Origin of the sequence: Azorhizobium oxalatiphilum (assembly GCF_014635325.1) — a bacterium.
Taxonomy (GTDB): domain Bacteria; phylum Pseudomonadota; class Alphaproteobacteria; order Rhizobiales; family Xanthobacteraceae; genus Azorhizobium; species Azorhizobium oxalatiphilum.
The window spans coordinates 45,208-65,234 of record NZ_BMCT01000006.1; the positions used below are offsets into that span (position 1 = coordinate 45,208).

Below are 20,027 nucleotides of genomic sequence, written 5' to 3' on the forward strand. Positions count from 1 at the left end.
TGGAATGACCGCCATCGCCTTCCCGGTGACAGGCGTCTTGCCCATGGCTCCGAGCCGCCACGTATCGTCATATTGCGCGCCAGCCGCATCAGGCGCGCAATACCGTCACAGCCTGAACCGGGAGCAGGACCCCAGGCGACGAAAATACAACCTACACAATATATCGCACAGGAATGAGCGGCATCTGTTGGGTTCTGAGGCGGACAAACCGCTTTATTTTTCTGCATTTATGGGGCCAGGCGCGCTCCTGAAACGACCTGTTACATTCCGTTCCATCTGCCGCCCGCTCGTTTGGCTTTGATCTTATTCTGGGATAAATCGGGACCCGCCCACGAGGTTGTTCCGGTGCGAGAGCGCCCGTCGGGCTGCTGTGGGGTGGGATGAAAGCCGATTGTCTGGAGACCGGCCTCGTTGCCGGAGATGTGGCCGTGCGCAAGCCGCAGGCGGTGGCCGCCGCCGCACACCCCTTCGACACACGGGACAATGCATTTGATCTGATCCGCCTCGTGGCGGCGCTGGCGGTCATCTATGGCCACGCTTTCTATCTCGTGCGCCCCACGCCGGCACGCGACCCGATCGCCGTGCTGTTTCCCTTCACCTATTCCGGCGCGCTGGCCGTGGATGTCTTCTTCCTGATCAGCGGCATCTTCGTCACCCGCAGCTTCGTCGTCAGCCGCAACCCGCTGGCATTCGCCGCAAAGCGCATGGCGCGCATCTTCCCCGCTTTGGCGCTGTTCGGCGCCGTGGTGGCGGTGCTGCTGGCGCTGTTCGCCACCCGGGCGCCGCTGGATTTCCTGCTCAGTCCGCTGCCATGGGTCTATGCGTCCAATACGGCGGTGCTCAAGATCACCTACAAGATCCCCGGCGTGTTCGAGGCCAATACGCTGGCCGGCGTCATCAGCGGCTCGCTCTGGACGCTGCTGGCCGAATTCCGTCTCTATGTGCTGGTTCTGGTGATGGGACTTCTGGGCGCGCTCACCATTCCCGCCCGGCATATCCTCATCCTCGGCGTGATAATCGCCTTCGCCGCCAACGGAAAGTTCTTCGAATTCGTGGGCGATGCCCGCGTGGCGCCGTCAGTCTTCATGTTCCTGGCCGGCATGGCGAGCTACGTCTATCGCCACACCATCCCGGTGACGCTGCTCCACGTGGGCACCCTGCTGGCCACCACGCTCATGACCTCGGGCGAGATCCACAAGCTCTGCTTCTACGCCTTCGTCTACGCACTGGTGATCTGGCTGGGATGCCTGCGCCTGCCGGCCGCGCTGCGGATCCGCAACGACTACAGCTATGGCATCTATCTCTATGCCTTCCCGTTGCAGCAGATTTTCGCGCTGCACCTGCCGGACAGCGGGCCCTACCTGAATTTCGCACTCTCAGCTGTGGCGGCCATCTGCTGCGCCATTCCCAGCTGGCATCTGGTGGAGAAACCCTGGATCCATAGCGTCCATGGCGCCGTGGCGGGGCGATGGCCGGAGCGGCGGCAATGGCTATACCTCGGCATTCCCGTGCTGTGTTTCGCCGTGGCGCTGATCGGCACGCAGTTTGGCAGTCCCGCCCGCGAGGCCGCCTATCTGCGGGCCCAGCAGGTTGCTGCGCCCGCAGCGCCGTGAAAGGACCGGCGCCCATGGCGCGGGGCGTTGGAAGCTGGCACAAGGCGCGCACCGCTCACCCCATCCGCGACCGGCCCATGACGCCCCATCTCCTGCTCATCAACCCCAACAGCAACGCCGCCACCACGGCCATGATGCAGGACATCGTGCAGCGGGCGGCGGGCGGGCGGATCGCCATCGAGGCCGTGACCGCGCCCGACGGCCCGCCCATGATCACCACCCCGGCGGCCCTTCAGGCGGCGGCGACGGGCGTGGTGGAGATGGGGCGCGCCCACGGGCCGGGTTGCCGGGGCATCATCGTCGGCGCCTTCGGCGATCCGGGCCGCGAGACGCTGGCCGCCGCAGTGACCGTGCCGGTGGCGGGCCTGTGCGCCGCCTCCATGCAGGCGGCGGCGGCGGGTGGGCGGCGGTTCGCGGTGGCAACCGTCACGCCGGATCTCATCGCCTCCATCGCCGAGGCTGCCGAACGGCTCGGCCTTGCCGGGCAGTTCGCGGGCACGCGCTGTTCGACCACCGATCCGCTGGCGCTGGCCGCCGATCCCGACGCGCTCACGCGCACGCTGGCGGAATTGACGCAGACGGCGATCGCGGAGGATGGCGCACAGGCGGTGATCATCGGCGGCGGCCCGCTGGGACAGGCGGCGGAACAGCTGGCACCGCGCTTTGCCGTGCCGGTGCTGGCGCCGCTCACCTGCGCGCTGGAGCAGTTGCTGGCGCGGCCGGACGTGGCGGGGTGAGGCCTGCTCCGGAGCGCAGGCGGCTTTGACCGCTCCGCAATCCGGGCCGCCGGAGGGTCTTCATCAGGCTTTTCAGCGGCGGTTGATCAGGCCGCCGATGCCGCCGCCGACGATGCCCATGACGGCGCCCATGGCGGCCGCGTTCGCGGCCTGCTCCTGTGCGGTGGGTTGCCGCTGCGCAGGCTGTTGCTGGACCGGCTGGGGCTGCGGGCGCGGCTGGCTCTGGCTCACCGGGCGCTGCTGCGCCGCCGCGCGCTGGGCGGCCGCCTTCTCCTGCGCGGCCTTTTCCTGCGCCAGCCTTTCCTGCGCCGCCTGCTCTTCCTTCAGCGCCGCCTGATAGGAGCTGGCCGCGCCGGGATAGCCCAGCGCAGCCGCGCGCCGGTAAAGCTCGGTCCTGCCCTCGGCCGGCGTGGCGGGGGTGAAGCGCTTTTCCTCGATCATGCGGGCGAGGCTGACCATGGCGGTCGGATCGCCCAGTTGCGCGCCCTTGCGGAAGGCGTCCACGGCGGCCGGATAGTTCTTCTGCAGCTGGACGGTGAGCCAGCCGAAGGGATCGAACGCCGCCGGATAGCTCAGGGACACCAGTTCCGCCTGCAAGGCGAGGGCGCCGCGCGGGTCGTCCGCCTGCAGCGCGCGGGCGAGCTGATACTTGAAGCGGGGCTCGGCGGGGAAATAGCCCACCGCCCTGCCGCAGGCGGCGAGCGCATCCTTGGCCTGCAATTGCAGGGTCTGGGGATAGACGCCGGCCACCGTATCGGGCTTCGCGCGGTCATTGGGATTGGCGGCGAGCTGGTCGCAGCGCTCGGCTTCGCTGATGCGGGCGATGCGCACGCGCTCGGCTTCCGCCTGTGCCTCCAGTTGCGCCTGCCGCCGCGCATTCTCCGCTTCCGCCGCCTTGAGGCGTGCGGTCTCGGCCTCGATCTGCTGGCGCCGGAGCGCGGCAAGCTGCTCTTCCTGCGCCCGCTGCTCGGCGGCGAGACGCTGGCGCTCGGCCTCGGCGGCGGCAGCGGAGGCGGCGGCCTCCTGCGCGGCCTTCGCGGCCGCCTGGGTTGCCGCCGTGTCCACGGCCGGGGCCACCACGGAGGCGACGGGCGCAACCGCGACGGACGGCGTCGCGACAGCGGCCTGCGCGGGGCGTGCGGCGCTGGAATCGCGGACGTCCATGTCCAGCTTGAGGTCGGTGAGGCGCTGGCTGTGGCGCTGGTCGATCACATAGAAGCCGCCCACGCCGCCGCCGACGACGGCCACCACCGCCGCCGCGATGCCGGCCATCAGGCCGACCCGGCGGCGCGGAGCCGGGGCCGGCAGCGCGAGCACGGGCGCCGGGGAGACGGGCGCGGAACCGACCGGCACCGGGCTGGCCGCCGGAGCGCCGAAGGTGGGCTGGCTCACGGTCGGCGGGCTGAGGGTGGCGGGACTGAACGTCGCCGGGCTCAGCGTGGCCTCGCCCATGGCCCGCGCATGGGCGCTGTTGGCGAAGAAGGGCATGGTGGTGATGTCGCCATCATCGCTCTTCACTGCCGTGATGCTGGGGCGCGGGGCGGCGATGCCGAGCCGTTCCTTGGTGAGCTTGCGCACCTGCTCCACCGCATCGCGCCAGGAGATGAGGGCGGCGTCCCTGCGCGCCTCCAGCCCTGCGCCCAGCACGTTGACCAGCGTGCCGGTGAACAGGGTCATGGTGTCCTGCTGCTTGGACAGGGCCACGTCGCCGCCGGACGTGGCGTAGATCACCGCCGTGCCGCTGCGCGGAAAGCTCTCCATCAGATAGTCGTCGACGAAATTGTCGAGGAAGCCGGGGGCCATGAACTCCTTCACCGCATCGCCGGAGAAGCAGCTGTCGAAGACGATGAAGGTGCGCTTGCCGATCAGATGCTCGTCGAGATCGTGCGCCAGATTGCGCACCAGCAGGCTCGATGAGGTCTTGGTCAGCTCCTTGGTGCGGCGGAGCGTGACGCAATAGCCCTTGCGGTCGGCGGAGATGAAGCCGTGGCCGCAGTAATAGATGATCACGTCGTCAAAATCGGACTGGGCGACAAACTCGACGATCTGGCTGGTGATGTCGTCCGCCGAGGCCGGGCTGTCGTACAGATCGAGGATCTGCGCCTGCTCATGCACGTTGCCGCCGAGCGTGCCGGCATGGGTGAAAAGCCGCCGAAACGCCTTCGCCGAGGCGGCGAAGCGCGGATCGTCGAGACTGTGCCAGTAGTCGTACGTGCTGGCTCCGAGGATGACGACACCGATCTGGCGCATGGCTCAGGCGTCCGGCTGCTTGAGGCGGCGCAGCAATTCCTCCAGCTGCTCCAGCGAGGGGGTGGAGGGCGCGACGGTGGCCGACCTGTCGCCCAGCCCGGTGATGTTCACCGTCACACCGTTCTTCTTCACCAGATTGAGGATGCTCTGGGCAAAGGCGGCCACGCCGCCGGTGGCGGACAGGATTTCCAGCGCCATGTTGAGGTCGATGCCGAGCAGCGTGCCGAGGTCCATGCTCTCGGATGACTCGCGGCGGATCTGCACCCCCTTCGCGGGCAGGCCGAGCATCTTGAGGTCCCGACTGAGTTCACGCGCAAGCAGGCCGGCCTCGGCAGCCGAGACCCCCTCGAAAGAGATTTCCATGATCGTCCCCACCAGAACGGATCGAAGTTCTTAGCACCGATGGCGGGCGCCATTCAATAGAGTCGAAACGATTACTTGATAGATGCCGGCGACACACCGCCATTCCGCAGAGAGAGGTTGAAAACGTTTGATTATTTCGCCGCCGCGAGAGGCGGTAATCGCAACGAATACATCAAATGGAGGATACGATATTGTTTGCTATGTATCGGCATCAGATCGCGGATGGGACGCGGCGGGCGCCCCGCCGGACGCCTTGACGCTTCTGCGGGCAGCCGATAGCACTGTCCTCGCAGCCGCTCCGGCGCGCTGCCGTAGGCGTTACCGTCATCCAACGCGTCCTTCTGCCGAGAGGATCCCCGCAGGGAAATCCCGGCTCAACAGACGCCACGGTATGCCACAGCTTCCGAACCACTGTTCGCAGTCGCGCGCTCCGGCCCATGCGCCCTCCGGTCCATGCGGGATCCGGGCGGCGGGGACCGCCGTGGCCTTTCTCGCGAGAGGCTTCACATGAAGATCACCGGCAACACCATCCTCATCACCGGCGGCACCAGCGGCATCGGCCGCGCGCTGGCCGAGGCCCTTCACGCGCGGGGCAACCGCGTCATCATCACCGGCCGCCGGCAGGCGCTGCTGGATGAGATCGCCGCCGCGCATCCCGGCATCACCGGACTGCCGCTCGATCTCGACGATCCCGGCTCCCTGCCCCGCCTCGTGGCGGAGGTGCGGGCGCGCTTTCCCGGCCTCAATGTGCTGATCGCCAATGCCGGCATCTCGCGCACCGAGGACATGGCGGCGGACGGCTGGGATGCCACCGACGCCGAAGCCATCGTCGCCACCAACATCCTCGGCGTGCTGCGGGTGACGGCGGCCTTCCTGCCGCTGCTGAAGGGCAAGTGGGGCGCCACCCTCATGGCCACCAGCTCGGCGCTGGCCTTCGTGCCGCGCGCGGACTTTCCGGCCTATTGCGCCAGCAAGGCCTTCCTGCACTCCTGGCTGCAGTCGCTGCGCCATCAGCTGCGGGATGTGCCGGTGGAGGTGCTCGAACTCTCCCCGCCTTATGTGCAGACGGAACTGACCGGCCCGGCGCAGGCCGCCGACCCGCGCGCCATGCCGCTCGATGCCTATGCGGCGGAGGTGATGGACCTGCTGGAGCGGGAGGCGCACCCGCGCGATGAAATCCTGCTCGATCGCGATCTCCCGCGCCGCTTTGCGGAACGGGACGGGCGCTATGACGCGGTGTTCGCGGCCCTCAATCCGGGCTGAGCGCATCCCCCAGAAGCGCCGGCCGGCGCGAAACCGGCCGGCGCATGGGATCAGCCGTTGGCGCCGCCATCCACCACGATGCCGGTGCCGGTGATCTGGCGGCCGGTCGGGCCGGCAAGGAAGGTGACGGCGGCCGCGATATCCTCCGGCTTGCCGAAATGACCGAGCGCCGACAAGGCGCGCTGGCCGTCCGCCGTTTCCCCGTCCGCCGGGTTCATGTCGGTGTCGGTGGAGCCGGGATGCACGAGGTTCACGGTGATGCCGCGCGGCCCCAGTTCCCGCGCCAGTCCACGGGTGAAGGACAGCAGCGCCGACTTGGTCAGGGAATAGACCGTGATCCCCGGAAAGGGCACGCGCTCGGCCAGGTTCGAGCCGATGGAGATGATGCGCCCGCCAGCGGGCAGATGGGCGATGGCCGCCTGCGAGGCCAGCACCACGGCGCGCACGTTCACGTCCAGCAGCGCGTCGATGTCGGCAAGGCTCATGTCCGCCACCAGACCGGCGCGGGCGATGCCGGCATTGTTCACCAGCACATCGAGGCCGCCGAGCTTTTCGGCCGCCGCGTCCACGGAACGCTTCACCGCCGCCGCGTCGGCGCTGTCAGCCTGAATGGCGAAGCCGCGCCGGCCCCTGGCCTCGATGGCCCGCACCACCTCGGCGGCCCTGTCGGCCGAGCGCTCGTAGGTAATGGCCACGTCCGCCCCCTTGTCCGCCAGCGCCAAGGCGATGGCCGCGCCGATGCCGCGCGAGGCGCCCGTTACAAGGGCGCGCTTTCCAGCCAGTTCACTCATGTCGTCACCATTTTTGTGTCGATTGATACATAAATGGCTAGAGGCGTTGCAACCGAGGGTCAAGGGATTTATTTATCGATCGATGCAGAATTCAGATTCCCCGTCCAGCCCCACGCCCGCCCGGGGCCGTGGCCGCCCCCGCGCGTTCGACCGCGCGGCTGCGCTGGCGGCCGCCACGTGCCTGTTCTGGCAGAAGGGATTTGCCGCCGCCTCCATCTCGGACCTGACGGAGGTGATGGGCATCAACTCGCCGAGCCTTTACGCCGCCTTCGGCTCCAAGGAGGCGCTCTATGCGGAGGCGCTGGCGCATTATCAGGCCAATTACGAGCAGTGGGTCTGGGGCAATTTCCGCGCCGCGCCCACGGCCCGCGCGGCGGTTGCCGCCTATCTGATGGATTCCGCCGCCGGCCTCACCGCCTTCAGCGGGCGGGAGGAGCCGCTGGGCTGCATGGTCGCCCTCTCCGCCGTGGGCAGCGAGGGCCATGCGGAACTGGGCGAGCAGGTGCGCGCGGCCCGCGCCTGCGGGCTGGCGCAGATGGAACAGCGCCTCGCCCGTGCGGTGACGGAGGGCGAGATCCCCGGGTCCGTGGACGTGGCGGGGCTGGCCCGGCTGCTGGTGAGCGTGCAGGTGGGCATGTCCGTGCAGGCCCGCGACGGCGCCAGCCGGGAGGATCTGGAACGGGTCGCCCGCATCACCATGCAGGGCTGGGACGGGCTGATCGCGGGGTGAGGGGCTGCACCCCGGCGCCGTTACAAAACGTTTCACACCGCCAACATTGCCGTCCGGCCGCCGGGCCTATGACCGGCGCGCGGACCGGATGTCCGCGCGTGGTGGAACCCCTCATGGACCAGTCCGATTTCAGGCGATTCGCCCGGCGTGTCATCGCCGCAGCCTTTTTCGTCGCCGCCTTGCCCTTCGCCCCCGCCCCCGCGTCCGCCATGGACGGAACGGGGCAGATCGCAGTGGGCGGCACCCTGCGCAGCTTCGCCATCCATGTGCCGGATGGCCCGGCCCCGGCGGGCGGCTTTCCCCTCATCCTCGCCTTCCATGGCGGGGGCATGCAGGGCGAAGGCATGCGGCGGCTGACCGGGCTCGACCGCATGGCCGATGCCCGCCGCTTCATCGCCGTCTATCCGGACGGCGTGGACGGCCACTGGAACGATGGCCGCTCCACCATCCGCAACCCGCAGGATGATGTCCGCTTCGTCGCAGTGCTGCTCGACCAGTTGGCGCGCGCCCATCCCGTCGATCAGGGCCGGATCTATGCCACCGGCCTCTCCAACGGCGCGCTCTTCGCCGAGCGGATCGGCTGCGACCTCTCCCGGCGCATCGCCGGCATCGCGCCCGTGGCGGGGACGCTCCCGGTGGACATGTCCGGTTGTCGCCCCGCCCGCCGGGTGGCGGTTTTGCAGATCGGCGGCACGGCGGATCCGATCATGCCGTTCAACGGCGGGCCGGTGGCCGATTTCGGCGGCCGGGGCGAAGGCGGCAGCGTGCTCTCCGTGGCCCGCACGGCGGCTTTCTGGGCACAGGCCAATGGCTGCGGCGGCGCGGGTGCGCCGGAAGCGCTGCGGCCTCTGCGGCCGGTGCTCGATCCCACCCGCGTCCTGCGCACGCGCTATGGCTGTCCGGCGGCGAGCCGGGTCACGGTGCTCACGGTGGTGGGCGGGGGACACACATGGCCGGGCGGCCCGCAATATGCGCCGGTGTTGGTCGTGGGCCGGGCCAGCCACCAGTTCGATGCCACGGGGGCCATGGTGGACTTCTTCCTCACCCTGCCGCGCCGGTGAGGCGGGAGAGGCTTAGCCCTCCGCGCCCAGCAGGCGGTCCGCCGCCGCGCGGGCTTCGGCCGTCACGGTGGCGCCGGCCAGCATGCGGGCGATCTCCTCGCGGCGATGATCGTCGGTGAGGGGGGCGACGCGGGTGGTGACGGGGGCGTTCTTCTTCGCCCCCGGCGCGCTGGCCTTGGAGATGAGCAGATGCTGACCCGCCCGCGCCGCCACCTGTGGCGCATGGGTGACAGCCAGTACCTGAACCTTGGACGCAAGCCGGGCGAGGCGCTGGCCGATGGCATCCGCCACCGCGCCGCCAACGCCTGAGTCGATCTCGTCGAAGATCAGCGTCGGGGCCGAGCCGCGATCCGCCAGCACCACTTTGAGCGCCAGCAGGAAGCGGGCAAGCTCGCCGCCGGACGCCACCTTCATCATGGGGCCGGGACGGGTGCCGGGGTTGGTCTGCACCCAGAATTCCACCCGGTCGTAGCCATCCGGCCCGGCATTATCCGGCGCGCTGTCGATCTTGGCGGTGAAGTGGGCGCGCTCCAGCTTCAGGGGAGGGAGTTCCGCATCCACCGCCTTGTCGAGGGCGGCGGCGGCCTTTGCGCGGCGCTGGGCGAGTTTCGCAGCCGCCGCGCGATAGGCGCCTTCCGCTTCCGCCGTGCGGGTTTCCAGTCCGGCGAGGGTGGCGGCGCTGCGATCGAGCGCGGCCAGATCCGCCTCGAACTTCTGCTGCACCTTCGGCAGATCGGCGACCGCCCCGCCATATTTGCGGGCGGCGGCGCGCAAGGCGAACAGGCGCTCCTCGATCTGCTCCAGCTCGCGCGGGGAAAAGGCGGTAGCCGCAAGGGCCGCCTCCAGATGGGCGCGGGCCGTCTCCAGCGCGTCGAGGGCGATGTCGATGGCCTCCACGGCCGGCTGCACCAGATCCTGCGACTCGCCCGCCCGGCGCTCCAGCCGGCGCACGGCGGCAGCCAGCGTCGGCACCGGCGAGCCATGGCCGCCCACCATCTCCAGCGCCTCGCCGAGATCACCGGCGATCTTTTCCGAGCGCATCATGAAGGTGCGGCGCTCCGAGAGCGTCGTTTCCTCGCCCTCCTCGGGGGCGAGCTTGGACAGCTCTTCCACCGCGTGGCGGATGAAATCGGCTTCCTTGGCGGCGGCCTCAAGACGCGCGCGCTCGGCATCCGCATCCGAGAGCACGGCGCGCCATGTGCGCCACAAGGCGGAAACCTTCGCCACGTCGGACGCCAGGCCGCCGAAGGCATCCAGCAGGGCGCGATGGCTGGCGGGATCCACCAGCGCGCGGTCGTCATGCTGGCCGTGCAGCTCCACCAGCAGCGCGCCGAGCGTGCGCAGGGTCTGCACCGAGACCGGCTGTTCGTTGAGGGTGGCGCGGGTGCGCCCGTCAGCCATCTGCACCCGGCGCACGATCAGCTCGCCCTCATCGGCGATGTCGGCGGCGGCCAGAAGCGCGCGGGCGGGATGATCCAGGGGGACGTCGAAGACGGCGGTGATCTGGCCCTTGTCGGCGCCGTGGCGCACGAGCGCGCCATCGCCGCGACCACCGAGGGCGAGGGAGAGGGCGTCCAGCAGAATGGACTTTCCCGCTCCCGTCTCGCCGGTGAGGATGGTGAGACCGTCCGTCAGGGCGAGGTCGAGCCTCTCGATAAGAACGATGTCCCGGATCGAGAGGGACGAGATCATGGGGTCAGCCGAGGCCCATCTTCTTGAAGGACTGGCTGATCCAGGACGCCTTGTTTTCCTGCGGCTCGAGGCCACGCGACTGAATCAGCTTGTAGGCGTCCTTGTACCACGGGCTGTCGGGATAATTATAGCCCAGCACGGCGGCGGCGGTCTGGGCCTCCTGCACGATGCCCATGGCCATATAGGCCTCGGTGAGGCGCATCAGCGCTTCTTCCGTCTGGCGGGTGGTCTGGTACTGGGTGATCACCACCTTGAAGCGGTTGATGGCGCCGGTGTAGTTGCGCTGCTCCAGATAGTAGCGCCCGATCATCATCTCCTTGCCGGCGAGCTGGTCGCGGGCCACCTCCACCTTGCGCTTGGCGCCGGCGGCATACTCGGTGTTGGGATATTTGCGAATCACGTCGTCCAGCGCATCCAGCGCCTGACGGGTGCGGCGCTGGTCGCGGCTGATGTCGGGAATGCCGTCATAGAGCGCGGAGGCCACCAGATACTGCGCATAGGGCGCATCCTGCGAGCCGGGATGCAGCGCCAGATAGCGCTTGCCGGCGGCGACGGCGTCGTCGTACTTGCCGGCCTCGTAATAGACATAGGTGTCCATCAGGAGCGCCTTGCGGGCCCATTCCGAATAGGGATGGGTCTTGTCGATATCCTCGAAGCGCTTGGCGGCGCCGTCGAGATCGCCCTTGCGCATGAGGGTCAGACCCTCGTTGTAGATCTTCTCGGCGGGCTCGTCGGGGGGCAGGACATCCTTGTCATTGGCGCAGCCGGCGAGGGTCGCGGTGACGAGGAGCGCACCCAGCAGGGCCGCGGGCCGCAGGGACCGGGCACGAAAGGGGGCCGCGTCGAAGAAAAGGCGCATACGTTCAGATCCCAATGAAGGCGCTGGCCGGAGCTGGCGAGGAACCACCGCAGACGGCGCTAAAGGCGCTTTTCGCCGGCATTGTGGCGGGCGGTCGTGAACAGACCGCAAACGGCATGACGGTGGAAGGAAATAGCCCGAACGGCGGGTCCACGGCAAGCGGCGGGGGGAGCGGTGGCGCAGGGGCAGGTTCCACCTGATGGCGCCGGGCGCCCGTGAACGCTGGACTGACGACCCGAAATGGAACCCTCCAAAAAGCAAAAGGCCGGCACGAGGCCGGCCTTGGGAAACGGATAACCCTGAAACCTCAGCGCAAAGCTCAGCGTTCCGGGGCGAAGGCCGGGATGGGCTGGCCGAACACCAGCTCGGCGGCCGGGCGGCGGGCCTCGGTGGCCTCGACGATGGCCCAGGCCGAACGGTCGGCCAGCAGCGCGTCCACCACCTGGAAATTCAGCTTGTGGCCGCCACGGAAGGACGAATAGCGGGCCAGCAGCGGCAGGCCGGCCAGCGCCAGATCGCCCACCGCGTCCAGCGCCTTGTGGCGCACGAACTCGTCGGGGGCGCGCAGGCCTTCCGGGTTCAGGACGCCGTCGGGGCCGAGGCAGACGGTGTTTTCCAGCGAGGCGCCACGGGCGTAGCCGGCGGTGCGCAGGCGCTCCACATCCTTCAGGAAGCCGAAGGTGCGGGCCTTGGCCAGCTCGCGGCGGAACACCGCAGGGGTCAGGTTGGCGGCGAAGCGCTGGCGGCCGATGTCGGCGTGATCGAAGTCGATCTCCACTTCCAGGCGGAAGCCGGCGTCATAGGGCCGCAGCTCGCCAAAGGAGGCGCCGTTCTCGACGCGGATCGGCTTCAGGACCTTGAGATACTTGCGGCGGCTCGTCTGCTGCACCGTGCCGACAGAGTCGATGGCGGCGACGATGGGGGCGGCGGAACCGTCGAGGATCGGCACTTCCGGGCCGTCGATCTCGATCAGCGCATTGTCGATGGCCAGACCCGAGAGGGCCGAGAGCACATGCTCGACGGTGGAAACGAGGATGCCGGTCTTGTCACCGAGCACGGTGGCGAGGTCGGTGGCCTGCACCGACTGACGCGACACCTGAATCTTGCGGGGGGCCTGATCGGCGAAGGTGCGGAGGAAGACGATGCCGGTGTCGACGGCAGCGGGCTTCAGGAGCAGGCAGGCTTCGATGCCGCCATGAACTCCGACGCCCTTAAGCGCGACTTGTCCGGCCAGTGTGGTCTGCATCAGTGAAATGTCCGTCTCGAAGACTTTTGGGCCGGCGGAAGCACCGCCCTTTGTCCTCGCCCCCAAACCAACATCCGCCGGGACCATTTTCGCCGCACGAACCTGTTGGGCTGGGTCCAGACGGATCTGGAAGCCGGAGCAAGCTGTGCAGGGCGTGAAATATCCCCTCGGATGGTGGGCACACTAGTCGTTGGTGTGCGCCGCGCCAAATCACCCTTGCTTACGGACTGTTACGGTCTCAACAGACCGAATTTTTCATGATTATCAAAACGTTACGGACATCGGGCCGGAAGGCTGCGACAGCATTGTTACAGTCGCCGTGAGCCCGCCCGGCGGTCATCGGACACCGTTGGCGGCGCGCGGGGCGTGCGGCGCGATGTGATTCCCGCCGCCCTCGGCGGGCACAGCAACATCCCGTCCGGCCGGCAATGCAGCGAAGCCTCGTCATCCCCGGACTTGATCCGGGGATCCACGTCCCTCCGCTGGAAGCCCTTGAGTTCATTGGTGAACGGCAACCGTACACCCGGATTTCATACCGTCCACGCTCGGCCCGACGTGGATGGCCGGATCAAGTCCGGCCATGACGAATGGAGAGGGCTCGCCCACGGCCCACCCGTGCGGCTCGTCCGATGTTCATTCGCACGGCAGGTCAAAAAAATGCGCCGGCGGGGGGGGGACGTCGCCGGCGCAGGATGTTGCAGTTCGTGATCGGGACCGGAGGGGCCGGTCGGATCAGGCTGCGGCTGCCTGACCCGATCCGGCTCTCACATCAGTTCGCCTGACGGCGCAGGAAAGCCGGGATCTCCAGCTGGTCGTCTTCATGACCATGCTGCTGGGGCGCCTGACGGCTCGGCACTTCCTGCTGCGGACGGGTCGGGGGACGCTTGGCGAACTCCGACACCGGCTGCTCGCGACCCGCCGGGGCACGGCCCTCGGGAGCGCGCATGGAGGGCTGCTCGCGGCGGGCCGGGGGGGCTTCCGGCTCGTCGTGATGGCGACCCATGCCACCGACGCTGGCGAGGCGCTGGAGCAGCGTCATGCGCTTCTGCTCTACCGGGGCCTCACCGCGCTGGGCGCGGATCTGGTTCTGGGCCGGCATGGGCAGTTCGTCCATGCGGGGCATGCGCTGGGCACGCGGGCGCTGGGCCTGCGGCGGGATGTAGGGCGCGAACTCGTCCTCTTCCACCGGGGCGGGAGCAGCGGGCTGCTCCGGCTCGGCGAAGAAGGAGGGCTTCGGCGCTGCGGCGCGGATGGTCACGTCGTCCACCACCGACTGGGTCGGCTGGGTGCGCTCCGGCATGGGCGGACGCGGCTGCGTCTGCTGCGGCTGGGGGGCGGGCTCACGATAGGGCGCGGGCTCGCGATACTGGGCCTGCGTCGGGGCCGGCTCCATGTCCATCAGGTCTTCGGCCGAGATGGAAGCCACCGCGCTGCGGATCTGGGCCTCGCGGGCCTGCTCCACGGCGGCGCGGCCGGCGTTGGAGATCTTGCGGCCGCCGAGGTCCGGCAGGCCGTTGCCGCTGGTCTGCACCTGCTCCGGCACCACGGCCGGGTCGATGCCGGTGGCGACAACCGACACGCGGATGATGCCGTCCAGCGACTGGTCGAAGGTGGCGCCGAGGATGATGTTGGCGTCCGGATCCACTTCCTCGCGGATGCGGGTCGCCGCCTCGTCCACCTCGAACAGGGTCATGTCGTGACCGCCGGTGATGGAGATCAGCAGGCCGCCGGCGCCGCGCATGGAGATTTCGTCCAGCAGCGGGTTGGCGATGGCGGCTTCCGCCGCCTGGATGGCGCGCTTGTCGCCCGAGGCCTCGCCGGTGCCCATCATCGCCTTGCCCATGTCGCGCATGACGGCGCGCACGTCGGCGAAGTCGAGGTTGATGAGACCTTCCTTCACCATCAGGTCGGTGATGCAGGCCACGCCCGAATAGAGCACCTGATCGGCCATCGCGAAGGCGTCGGCGAAGGTGGTCTTCTCGTTGGCGACCCGGAACAGGTTCTGGTTCGGGATGACGATCAGGGTATCGACCGTCTTCTGCAGCTCGTTGATGCCGTGCTCGGCAACGCGCATGCGGCGCTGGCCCTCGAAGTGGAAGGGCTTCGTCACCACACCCACGGTGAGGATGCCCAGCTCGCGGGCGGCGCGGGCCACCACGGGGGCGGCGCCGGTGCCGGTGCCACCGCCCATGCCGGCGGTGATGAACACCATGTGCGAGCCGGAGAGGTGGTCACGAATTTCGTCGAGGACTTCCTCGGCGGCGGCGCGGCCGACTTCCGGCTGCGAGCCGGCGCCAAGGCCTTCCGTCACCGCAACGCCCATCTGCACCAGGCGCTCGGCCTTGGAGAGGGCAAGGGCCTGCGCGTCGGTGTTCGCGACCACGAACTCGACGCCGGTCAGGCCGGCATTGATCATGTTGTTCACGGCATTGCCGCCGGCGCCGCCGCAACCGAACACCGTGATCCTGGGCCGCAACTCCCGAATGTCGGGCATCTGAAGGTTGATCGACATGTCCTCACTCCGTTGCGCCGCTGCGCTGTCCCGACGGTCACGAATCCGTGGTGGTGGCCCAAGTTACGGGCACACCGTTAACCATCTCTAAAAGCTGTCGCGCAGCCATTGACCAACGCGGCCGAAATACGTGCCGCCCTCAGCGCCAACCGCCTGGCGGCGGCGCGGTTCAAAGTGTTCCAGCCCGGCCACCTGAGGGTAGACGAGCAGGCCGGCGGCCACCGCGAAGGCGGAGCCGCGCGCCGCTTCCGGCAGCCGGGAGACACCCAGCGGCCGGCCGATTCGCACCTGCGGGCCGATGGCGCGCACCAGAAGGTCCTGCAGACCCTGCAATTGCGCCGCGCCGCCGGTGAGAACCAGACGGCGGCCCGCATCGCCCACGTGGCCCGAGGCCTTCAGGCGATCCCGAATCAGTTCGACGATCTCTTCCGCCCGCGGCTTGACGATGGTGACGAGGCGGGACTTGGGCACCATGTTGGGCTGGTCGCGCTCGTCGCCCGAAAGCGGGGGAATGGAAAGCATGTCATGGTCGTCGGACGAGACGGCCACGACGGCGCCGTGCAGCGCCTTCAGGCGCTCGGCATCGCTGAGACGCGCGGGCAGGCCGCGCGCCACGTCATTGGTGATGTGCTGGCCGCCGACGGCGATGCCGTCCACGAACACGCAGTGGCCGCCCGCCACCACCGAGAAGGTGGTGGTGCCGGCGCCCATGTCGATGAGCGTGACGCCCAGCTCCATTTCGTCATCGGTGAGCGAGGAGAGCGCAGCCGCATAGGGCGCCGCCACCATGGCCTCGATGCCCAGATGGCACCGCTCCACGCACAGCACGAGATTCTTCAGCGTGGTCATGTCGCCCGTGACCACGTGCATGTCCACGCCCAGCTCACGGCCCAGCATGCCGCAGGGCTCGCCGATGCCGCGCCGGTTATCCAGCGAGTAGCCCACCGGCAGCGCATGCATCACCGCGCGGCCATCGCCCACCGCGTAGGTGGACGCGGCTTCCAGCACGCGGCGGATGTCGAATTCCTCCACCGCAGGCGCGGTGAGGCGGATCTGCGCCTCGTAATGCTGCGAGGACAGGCGGGCGCCGGAGACGCCGAGAATCACGGACGCGATCTGCACGCCTGCGGCGCGCTCGGCCATGTCCACCGCCTGCCGGATGGCGGCCTCGGCGCGGGCCATGTCCACCACCGCGCCACCCTTCACGCCGTGGGCGCGGGTGTGGCCGATGCCGAGCACGTCCACCGAATGGGTGCGCCGGCGCAGCACGTCGGAGGCCGGACGCGGCTTCAGCCGGCCGATCATGCAGACGATCTTGCTGGTGCCGATATCGAGCACGCCGATGATGCCGCTCTTCTTCGGCAGCAGCGGGCGCATCTTGGGGGCGAACCCCTGGGCGAGACGGGATCTGCTCATGTGGCGCCCATTTTCTTGGCTTTGGCGCGGGCCTTCAGCATCTGCGCACGGGCTTCGGCGGCAGCGTCGGAGAGACGCACCACCACCCGGTCGGGCAGGCGCAGGTCCACGATGGTGATGTCGCGGGTCAGGAGTTTCTTGTCGCGGTCGAGGTCCGCCAGTTCCATGAGCGCGGCGTCGAGGCCGTTCTCCGGCAGGCGCACGTCGATGCCGTTGCGCAGCTTCAGCGTCCAGCGGCGCTCGGCCACCAGAATGGCGGCGCGCACCTGCTCGCGGATGGCCGGCAGGCGGCCGAGGGCATCCACGATCTCCTGCACGTGCTTCTGCGCGCCCTCGCCCACCACGATCGGCAGGTTCACGTAGCGCGAATCGTCCGAATAAGGCGCGATGGGCATGCCGTCGCGGGCGATGACGCGGATCTCGCCATTCACCTGCCACAGCGCATAGGCCTGCCGCTCGGTGACGGCGATGTCGATACGGTCCGGATAGAGCTTGCGCACGGTGGCGCTGGCGATCCAGGGCATGGCTTCCAGCTTCTGCCGGGTGGCATCCGCATCCACGAACAGCAGCGAGGTGGTGGACTTGATGCCAGCCGCCGCCAGAATCTCCACGGGCGTCACGTGATTCTGGCCGGACAGATCCACCTGCGTGATCTTGAAGCCGGCCATGTTGGCGACCACGTCGCCGAAATCCGTGGCCAGTTCCTTGGCCTCTTCCACATGGCCACCGGCCACCGTGCCCCATGCGACGAAGCCCGAGATGACCACACCGGCGATGATGCCGCCGCCATGCCGGCCGAGGCGCGAGGCCTGCAGGCGCACGGACAGGCGGTGCAGCAGCAGCACGAAGCGGCTCGGCGCACGGAAATCGGAGATGGGACGCGGCTTGTGGCGCGGCGCGGCCGGGCGGGGCCGCGCGGATTGGGTGCGGGTCGGCTGGGTATAGGTCGGCTGGGCGTAGCCGTCCTCGTCCCGCTCACGCGGCTGGGCGCGCATCTCGGCGCGCTGCATATCGGCCCGCGTCGCGTCGGCCCGCGTCATGTCGGCGGGGCCGCCGCGCGGGACGGTGCGTTCGCCCGGCTGCGGCCGGGTCGCGGTGCGGTCAGGATGATGCATCCCAGCCCTCAGCGATCCAGAGTCGCGTCCTCGACCATCCATCTCACAAGCTCGCCGAAGGAAATGCCCGCAAAGGCTGCCATGTCCGGCACCAGAGACGTCTCGGTCATGCCGGGCTGCGTGTTGACTTCCAGGCAGACGAGGCCGGTCCCATCGGGGGCTTCATCGTCGTATCGGAAGTCCGCACGGGAGACCCCCCGGCATCCGAGCGCACGGTGCGCTTCGAGGGACAGAATCTGCACCCGTTGGTAAATTTGAGGTAAAATGCGGGCGGGCAGAACGTGTCTTGAACCACCAACCGCGTATTTGGATTCGTAATCGTAAAAAGCGTGGGTCGCTTCCACCTCGATCACGTCCAGTGCCCGGTCGCCCATGACGCCGCAGGTCAGCTCGAAACCACGGATGAAGGGCTCGGCCAGCAGGGTTTCACCGAAGGACCAGTCCTCGCGATACAGTTCCTGCGGCGGATGGGCCTGATCTTCCTTGACGATGAACACGCCGACGCTGGAGCCGCCCGCATTGGGTTTCAGCACGTAAGGCGGCTTCAGCACATGGCCGGCGGCGGCTTCCTTGCGGGTGACGATGCGCCCGCCGGGCACGGGGATACCGGAGGCGGCCAGCACCATCTTGGCCTTGACCTTGTCCATGGCCAGCGCCGAGGCCAGCACGCCGGAATGGGAATAGGGAATGCGCAGGATCTCGAGGATGCCCTGCACGGTGCCGTCCTCGCCGGGGCAGCCGTGCAGTACGTTGAGCGCCGCATCGGGCTTGAGGCGGGCGAGCACTTCGGCGACGTCGCGGCCCACATCCACGCGGGTGACGCGATAGCCCTCGCCTTCCAGCGCGGCGGCGCAGGCAGCTCCCGAGCGCAGCGAGACCTCCCGCTCCGGGGACCATCCGCCCATCAGCACCGCAACGTGTTTCGCCATTTCGCCCGAACTCCTGAAACCCGCGCCGCTCCCGGCGTGCGCGGTCGCGCGCCCGAAGCGGCACGGCATCCGCACAGTTAACCGGGCGGCGGTGTGTAATTTCCTAAGGGCGCGGGAGTTGGGCGGGCGGCGCAGGGCTGTGGGCCTCTCGCGCGGGAGCGTGAAACAGCGCAGGCCATGAAACGCACCATGCGCGAAGTCCGGCACATCCGTCACATGACCTATCGTCAGGACGCCGGATTGAGCATAGATTTCGGCCGTTCAGGTTTTGCACAGATCAGATCATGCAGTCCGGCTTGGGGGGAGCTGCTCATGAAACGCATCGTGGTGTGCCTCGACGGCACATGGAATGCCGCCGACAGCGGCAAGGCGGAAACCAACGTGGCCCGCATCGCCCGCGCCGTGCGGGCGCGGCCGCCCGGAAAGGCGCCGCAGACGGTGCTCTATCTGCGCGGCGTCGGCTCCTCGGGCGGATTTTTCCAAAGGCTGACCGATGGCGCCATCGGCTCGGGCGTGGATGACAACATCCGCTCCGCCTACATGTTCATCGCCCAGAATTACGCGCCCGCGGACGACGACTCGCCCGCCGACGAGATCTATCTGTTCGGCTTCTCGCGGGGGGCCTACACGGCGCGCAGCCTCGGCGGGCTGATCCGCTGGGCGGGCCTGCTGAAGCGCCAGCACCTCGACAAGGTGGACCAGGCCTGGAACTACTACCGCTCCGAGGAGCGCAAGATGGGAGCGCTGGCCTTCGCCAAACGCTTCGACGCCGCGCATCCGGAGAACGTCAGCCATACCGACGTCAGCATCGAATTCATGGGCGTCTGGGACACCGTGGGCGCGCTGGGCATCCCCAAGCTGTCGCTCTTCGGGGGCTCGCAGGAGAAGTACCAGTTCCACGACACCACCCCCTCGGCCATCGTGAAGCGCGCCTGCCACGCCATGGCGGTGGACGAGTTTCGCGACGAGTTCGTGCCGACCTACTGGACCGGAGCGACGCCGGAAGGGGCCGAGATCACCCAGATGTGGTTCGCCGGTGCGCATTCCGACGTGGGGGGCGGCTATGACGATGGTGTGCTCGCCCACATTCCGCTGCGCTGGATGGCCGAAGAGGCCGCCAAGCGCGGGCTGGAGCTGGACTGGACCGTCCTGCCGCCGCAGGACATGCTGAACGACTGCGCCGACCAGCACGAATCCCGCGAGGGCTGGTCACTGAAGGACCTCAACTCCCCCACCTTCCGCAAGGTGTGTGACTATACGTTCGAGGTTGCGGGGCAGGAGAGGCTCAGAGGACCCGAGGACGCCGCCGGCAATCCCGTGAATGCCATCGGGGAAGAACTCCATCCCACGCTCAAGGCGCGAATCGGGAAGGACATCCAGATCCGGTGGCAAAAGGCGAAGGGCGGCAGCTTCAAGCGGGCCTATGAGCCGCGAAACATCAAGCGGTAGG

16 protein-coding genes are annotated in these 20,027 nt (G+C 68.6%); 6 read left to right on the top strand and 10 right to left on the bottom strand.

Annotated features, from left to right (window positions below):
• Positions 1–380 precede the first annotated feature (380 nt).
• Together IEW24_RS19000 and IEW24_RS19005 are read left to right on the top strand one after the other, a co-directional pair.
• Positions 381–1,613: an acyltransferase family protein gene (locus IEW24_RS19000; RefSeq protein WP_188581583.1), complete on the top strand. Its 1,233-nt coding sequence runs from the start codon at positions 381–383 to the stop codon at positions 1,611–1,613.
• 77 nt (positions 1,614–1,690) lie between these two features.
• Complete coding sequence (locus IEW24_RS19005; protein WP_188582092.1) at positions 1,691–2,350, top strand: aspartate/glutamate racemase family protein; 660 nt, start codon at positions 1,691–1,693, stop codon at positions 2,348–2,350.
• A 72-nt stretch (positions 2,351–2,422) separates the two neighbouring features.
• On the opposite strand, the gene IEW24_RS19010 is transcribed toward IEW24_RS19005, so the two are convergent.
• Together IEW24_RS19010 and IEW24_RS19015 are read right to left on the bottom strand one after the other, a co-directional pair.
• Positions 2,423–4,600 carry a caspase family protein gene (locus IEW24_RS19010; protein WP_188581586.1) on the bottom strand — a complete coding sequence of 726 codons (2,178 nt, stop codon included), beginning with the start codon at positions 4,598–4,600 and terminating at the stop codon, positions 2,423–2,425.
• Between the two features lie 3 nt (positions 4,601–4,603).
• Complete coding sequence (locus tag IEW24_RS19015) at positions 4,604–4,963, bottom strand: hypothetical protein (protein ID WP_188581588.1); 360 nt, start codon at positions 4,961–4,963, stop codon at positions 4,604–4,606.
• Positions 4,964–5,470: 507 nt separating this feature from the next.
• On the opposite strand from IEW24_RS19015, the gene IEW24_RS19020 reads away from it, so the two are divergent.
• Complete coding sequence (locus IEW24_RS19020; protein ID WP_188581590.1) at positions 5,471–6,226, top strand: SDR family oxidoreductase; 756 nt, start codon at positions 5,471–5,473, stop codon at positions 6,224–6,226.
• 50 nt (positions 6,227–6,276) lie between these two features.
• On the opposite strand, the gene IEW24_RS19025 is transcribed toward IEW24_RS19020, so the two are convergent.
• Entirely contained in the window at positions 6,277–7,017 is a 741-nt protein-coding gene (locus IEW24_RS19025) for an SDR family NAD(P)-dependent oxidoreductase (protein WP_188581592.1), read from the bottom strand.
• A gap of 82 nt (positions 7,018–7,099) precedes the next feature.
• Here IEW24_RS19025 and IEW24_RS19030 point away from each other — a divergent pair, with 82 nt between their 5' ends.
• Entirely contained in the window at positions 7,100–7,747 is a 648-nt protein-coding gene (locus tag IEW24_RS19030) for a TetR/AcrR family transcriptional regulator (RefSeq protein ID WP_188581594.1), read from the top strand.
• Positions 7,748–7,845: 98 nt separating this feature from the next.
• On the top strand, positions 7,846–8,808 hold the full coding sequence (locus IEW24_RS19035) for a CE1 family esterase (RefSeq protein WP_210324252.1): 963 nt from the start codon (positions 7,846–7,848) through the stop codon (positions 8,806–8,808).
• A 12-nt stretch (positions 8,809–8,820) separates the two neighbouring features.
• On the opposite strand, the gene recN is transcribed toward IEW24_RS19035, so the two are convergent.
• The 7 genes from recN to IEW24_RS19070 form a co-directional block, all read right to left on the bottom strand.
• Entirely contained in the window at positions 8,821–10,500 is a 1,680-nt protein-coding gene (gene recN / locus IEW24_RS19040; protein WP_188581596.1) for a DNA repair protein RecN, read from the bottom strand.
• 4 nt (positions 10,501–10,504) lie between these two features.
• Positions 10,505–11,359: an outer membrane protein assembly factor BamD gene (locus IEW24_RS19045; RefSeq protein WP_188581598.1), complete on the bottom strand. Its 855-nt coding sequence runs from the start codon at positions 11,357–11,359 to the stop codon at positions 10,505–10,507.
• A 319-nt stretch (positions 11,360–11,678) separates the two neighbouring features.
• Positions 11,679–12,605, bottom strand: a complete 927-nt coding sequence (lpxC, locus tag IEW24_RS19050) for a UDP-3-O-acyl-N-acetylglucosamine deacetylase (RefSeq protein ID WP_188581600.1) — start codon at positions 12,603–12,605, stop codon at positions 11,679–11,681.
• A gap of 769 nt (positions 12,606–13,374) precedes the next feature.
• Positions 13,375–15,117 (bottom strand): cell division protein FtsZ, encoded by a 1,743-nt coding sequence (gene ftsZ, locus IEW24_RS19055; RefSeq protein WP_188581602.1) that lies wholly within the window; start codon positions 15,115–15,117, stop codon positions 13,375–13,377.
• 87 nt (positions 15,118–15,204) lie between these two features.
• The gene (gene ftsA / locus IEW24_RS19060; RefSeq protein ID WP_244644541.1) at positions 15,205–16,533 is read right to left on the bottom strand and encodes a cell division protein FtsA; all 1,329 of its coding nucleotides are present in this window, start codon (positions 16,531–16,533) and stop codon (positions 15,205–15,207) included.
• Complete coding sequence (locus tag IEW24_RS19065; protein ID WP_244644542.1) at positions 16,530–17,648, bottom strand: cell division protein FtsQ/DivIB; 1,119 nt, start codon at positions 17,646–17,648, stop codon at positions 16,530–16,532. The genes ftsA and IEW24_RS19065 overlap by 4 nt, the downstream gene beginning before the upstream one ends.
• Before the next feature lie 8 nt (positions 17,649–17,656).
• On the bottom strand, positions 17,657–18,577 hold the full coding sequence (locus IEW24_RS19070) for a D-alanine--D-alanine ligase (protein WP_188581604.1): 921 nt from the start codon (positions 18,575–18,577) through the stop codon (positions 17,657–17,659).
• Between the two features lie 312 nt (positions 18,578–18,889).
• Between IEW24_RS19070 and IEW24_RS19075 the strand changes: the two genes are divergently transcribed.
• Complete coding sequence (locus IEW24_RS19075) at positions 18,890–20,026, top strand: T6SS phospholipase effector Tle1-like catalytic domain-containing protein (RefSeq protein ID WP_188581606.1); 1,137 nt, start codon at positions 18,890–18,892, stop codon at positions 20,024–20,026.
• Position 20,027: the final 1 nt, after the last annotated feature.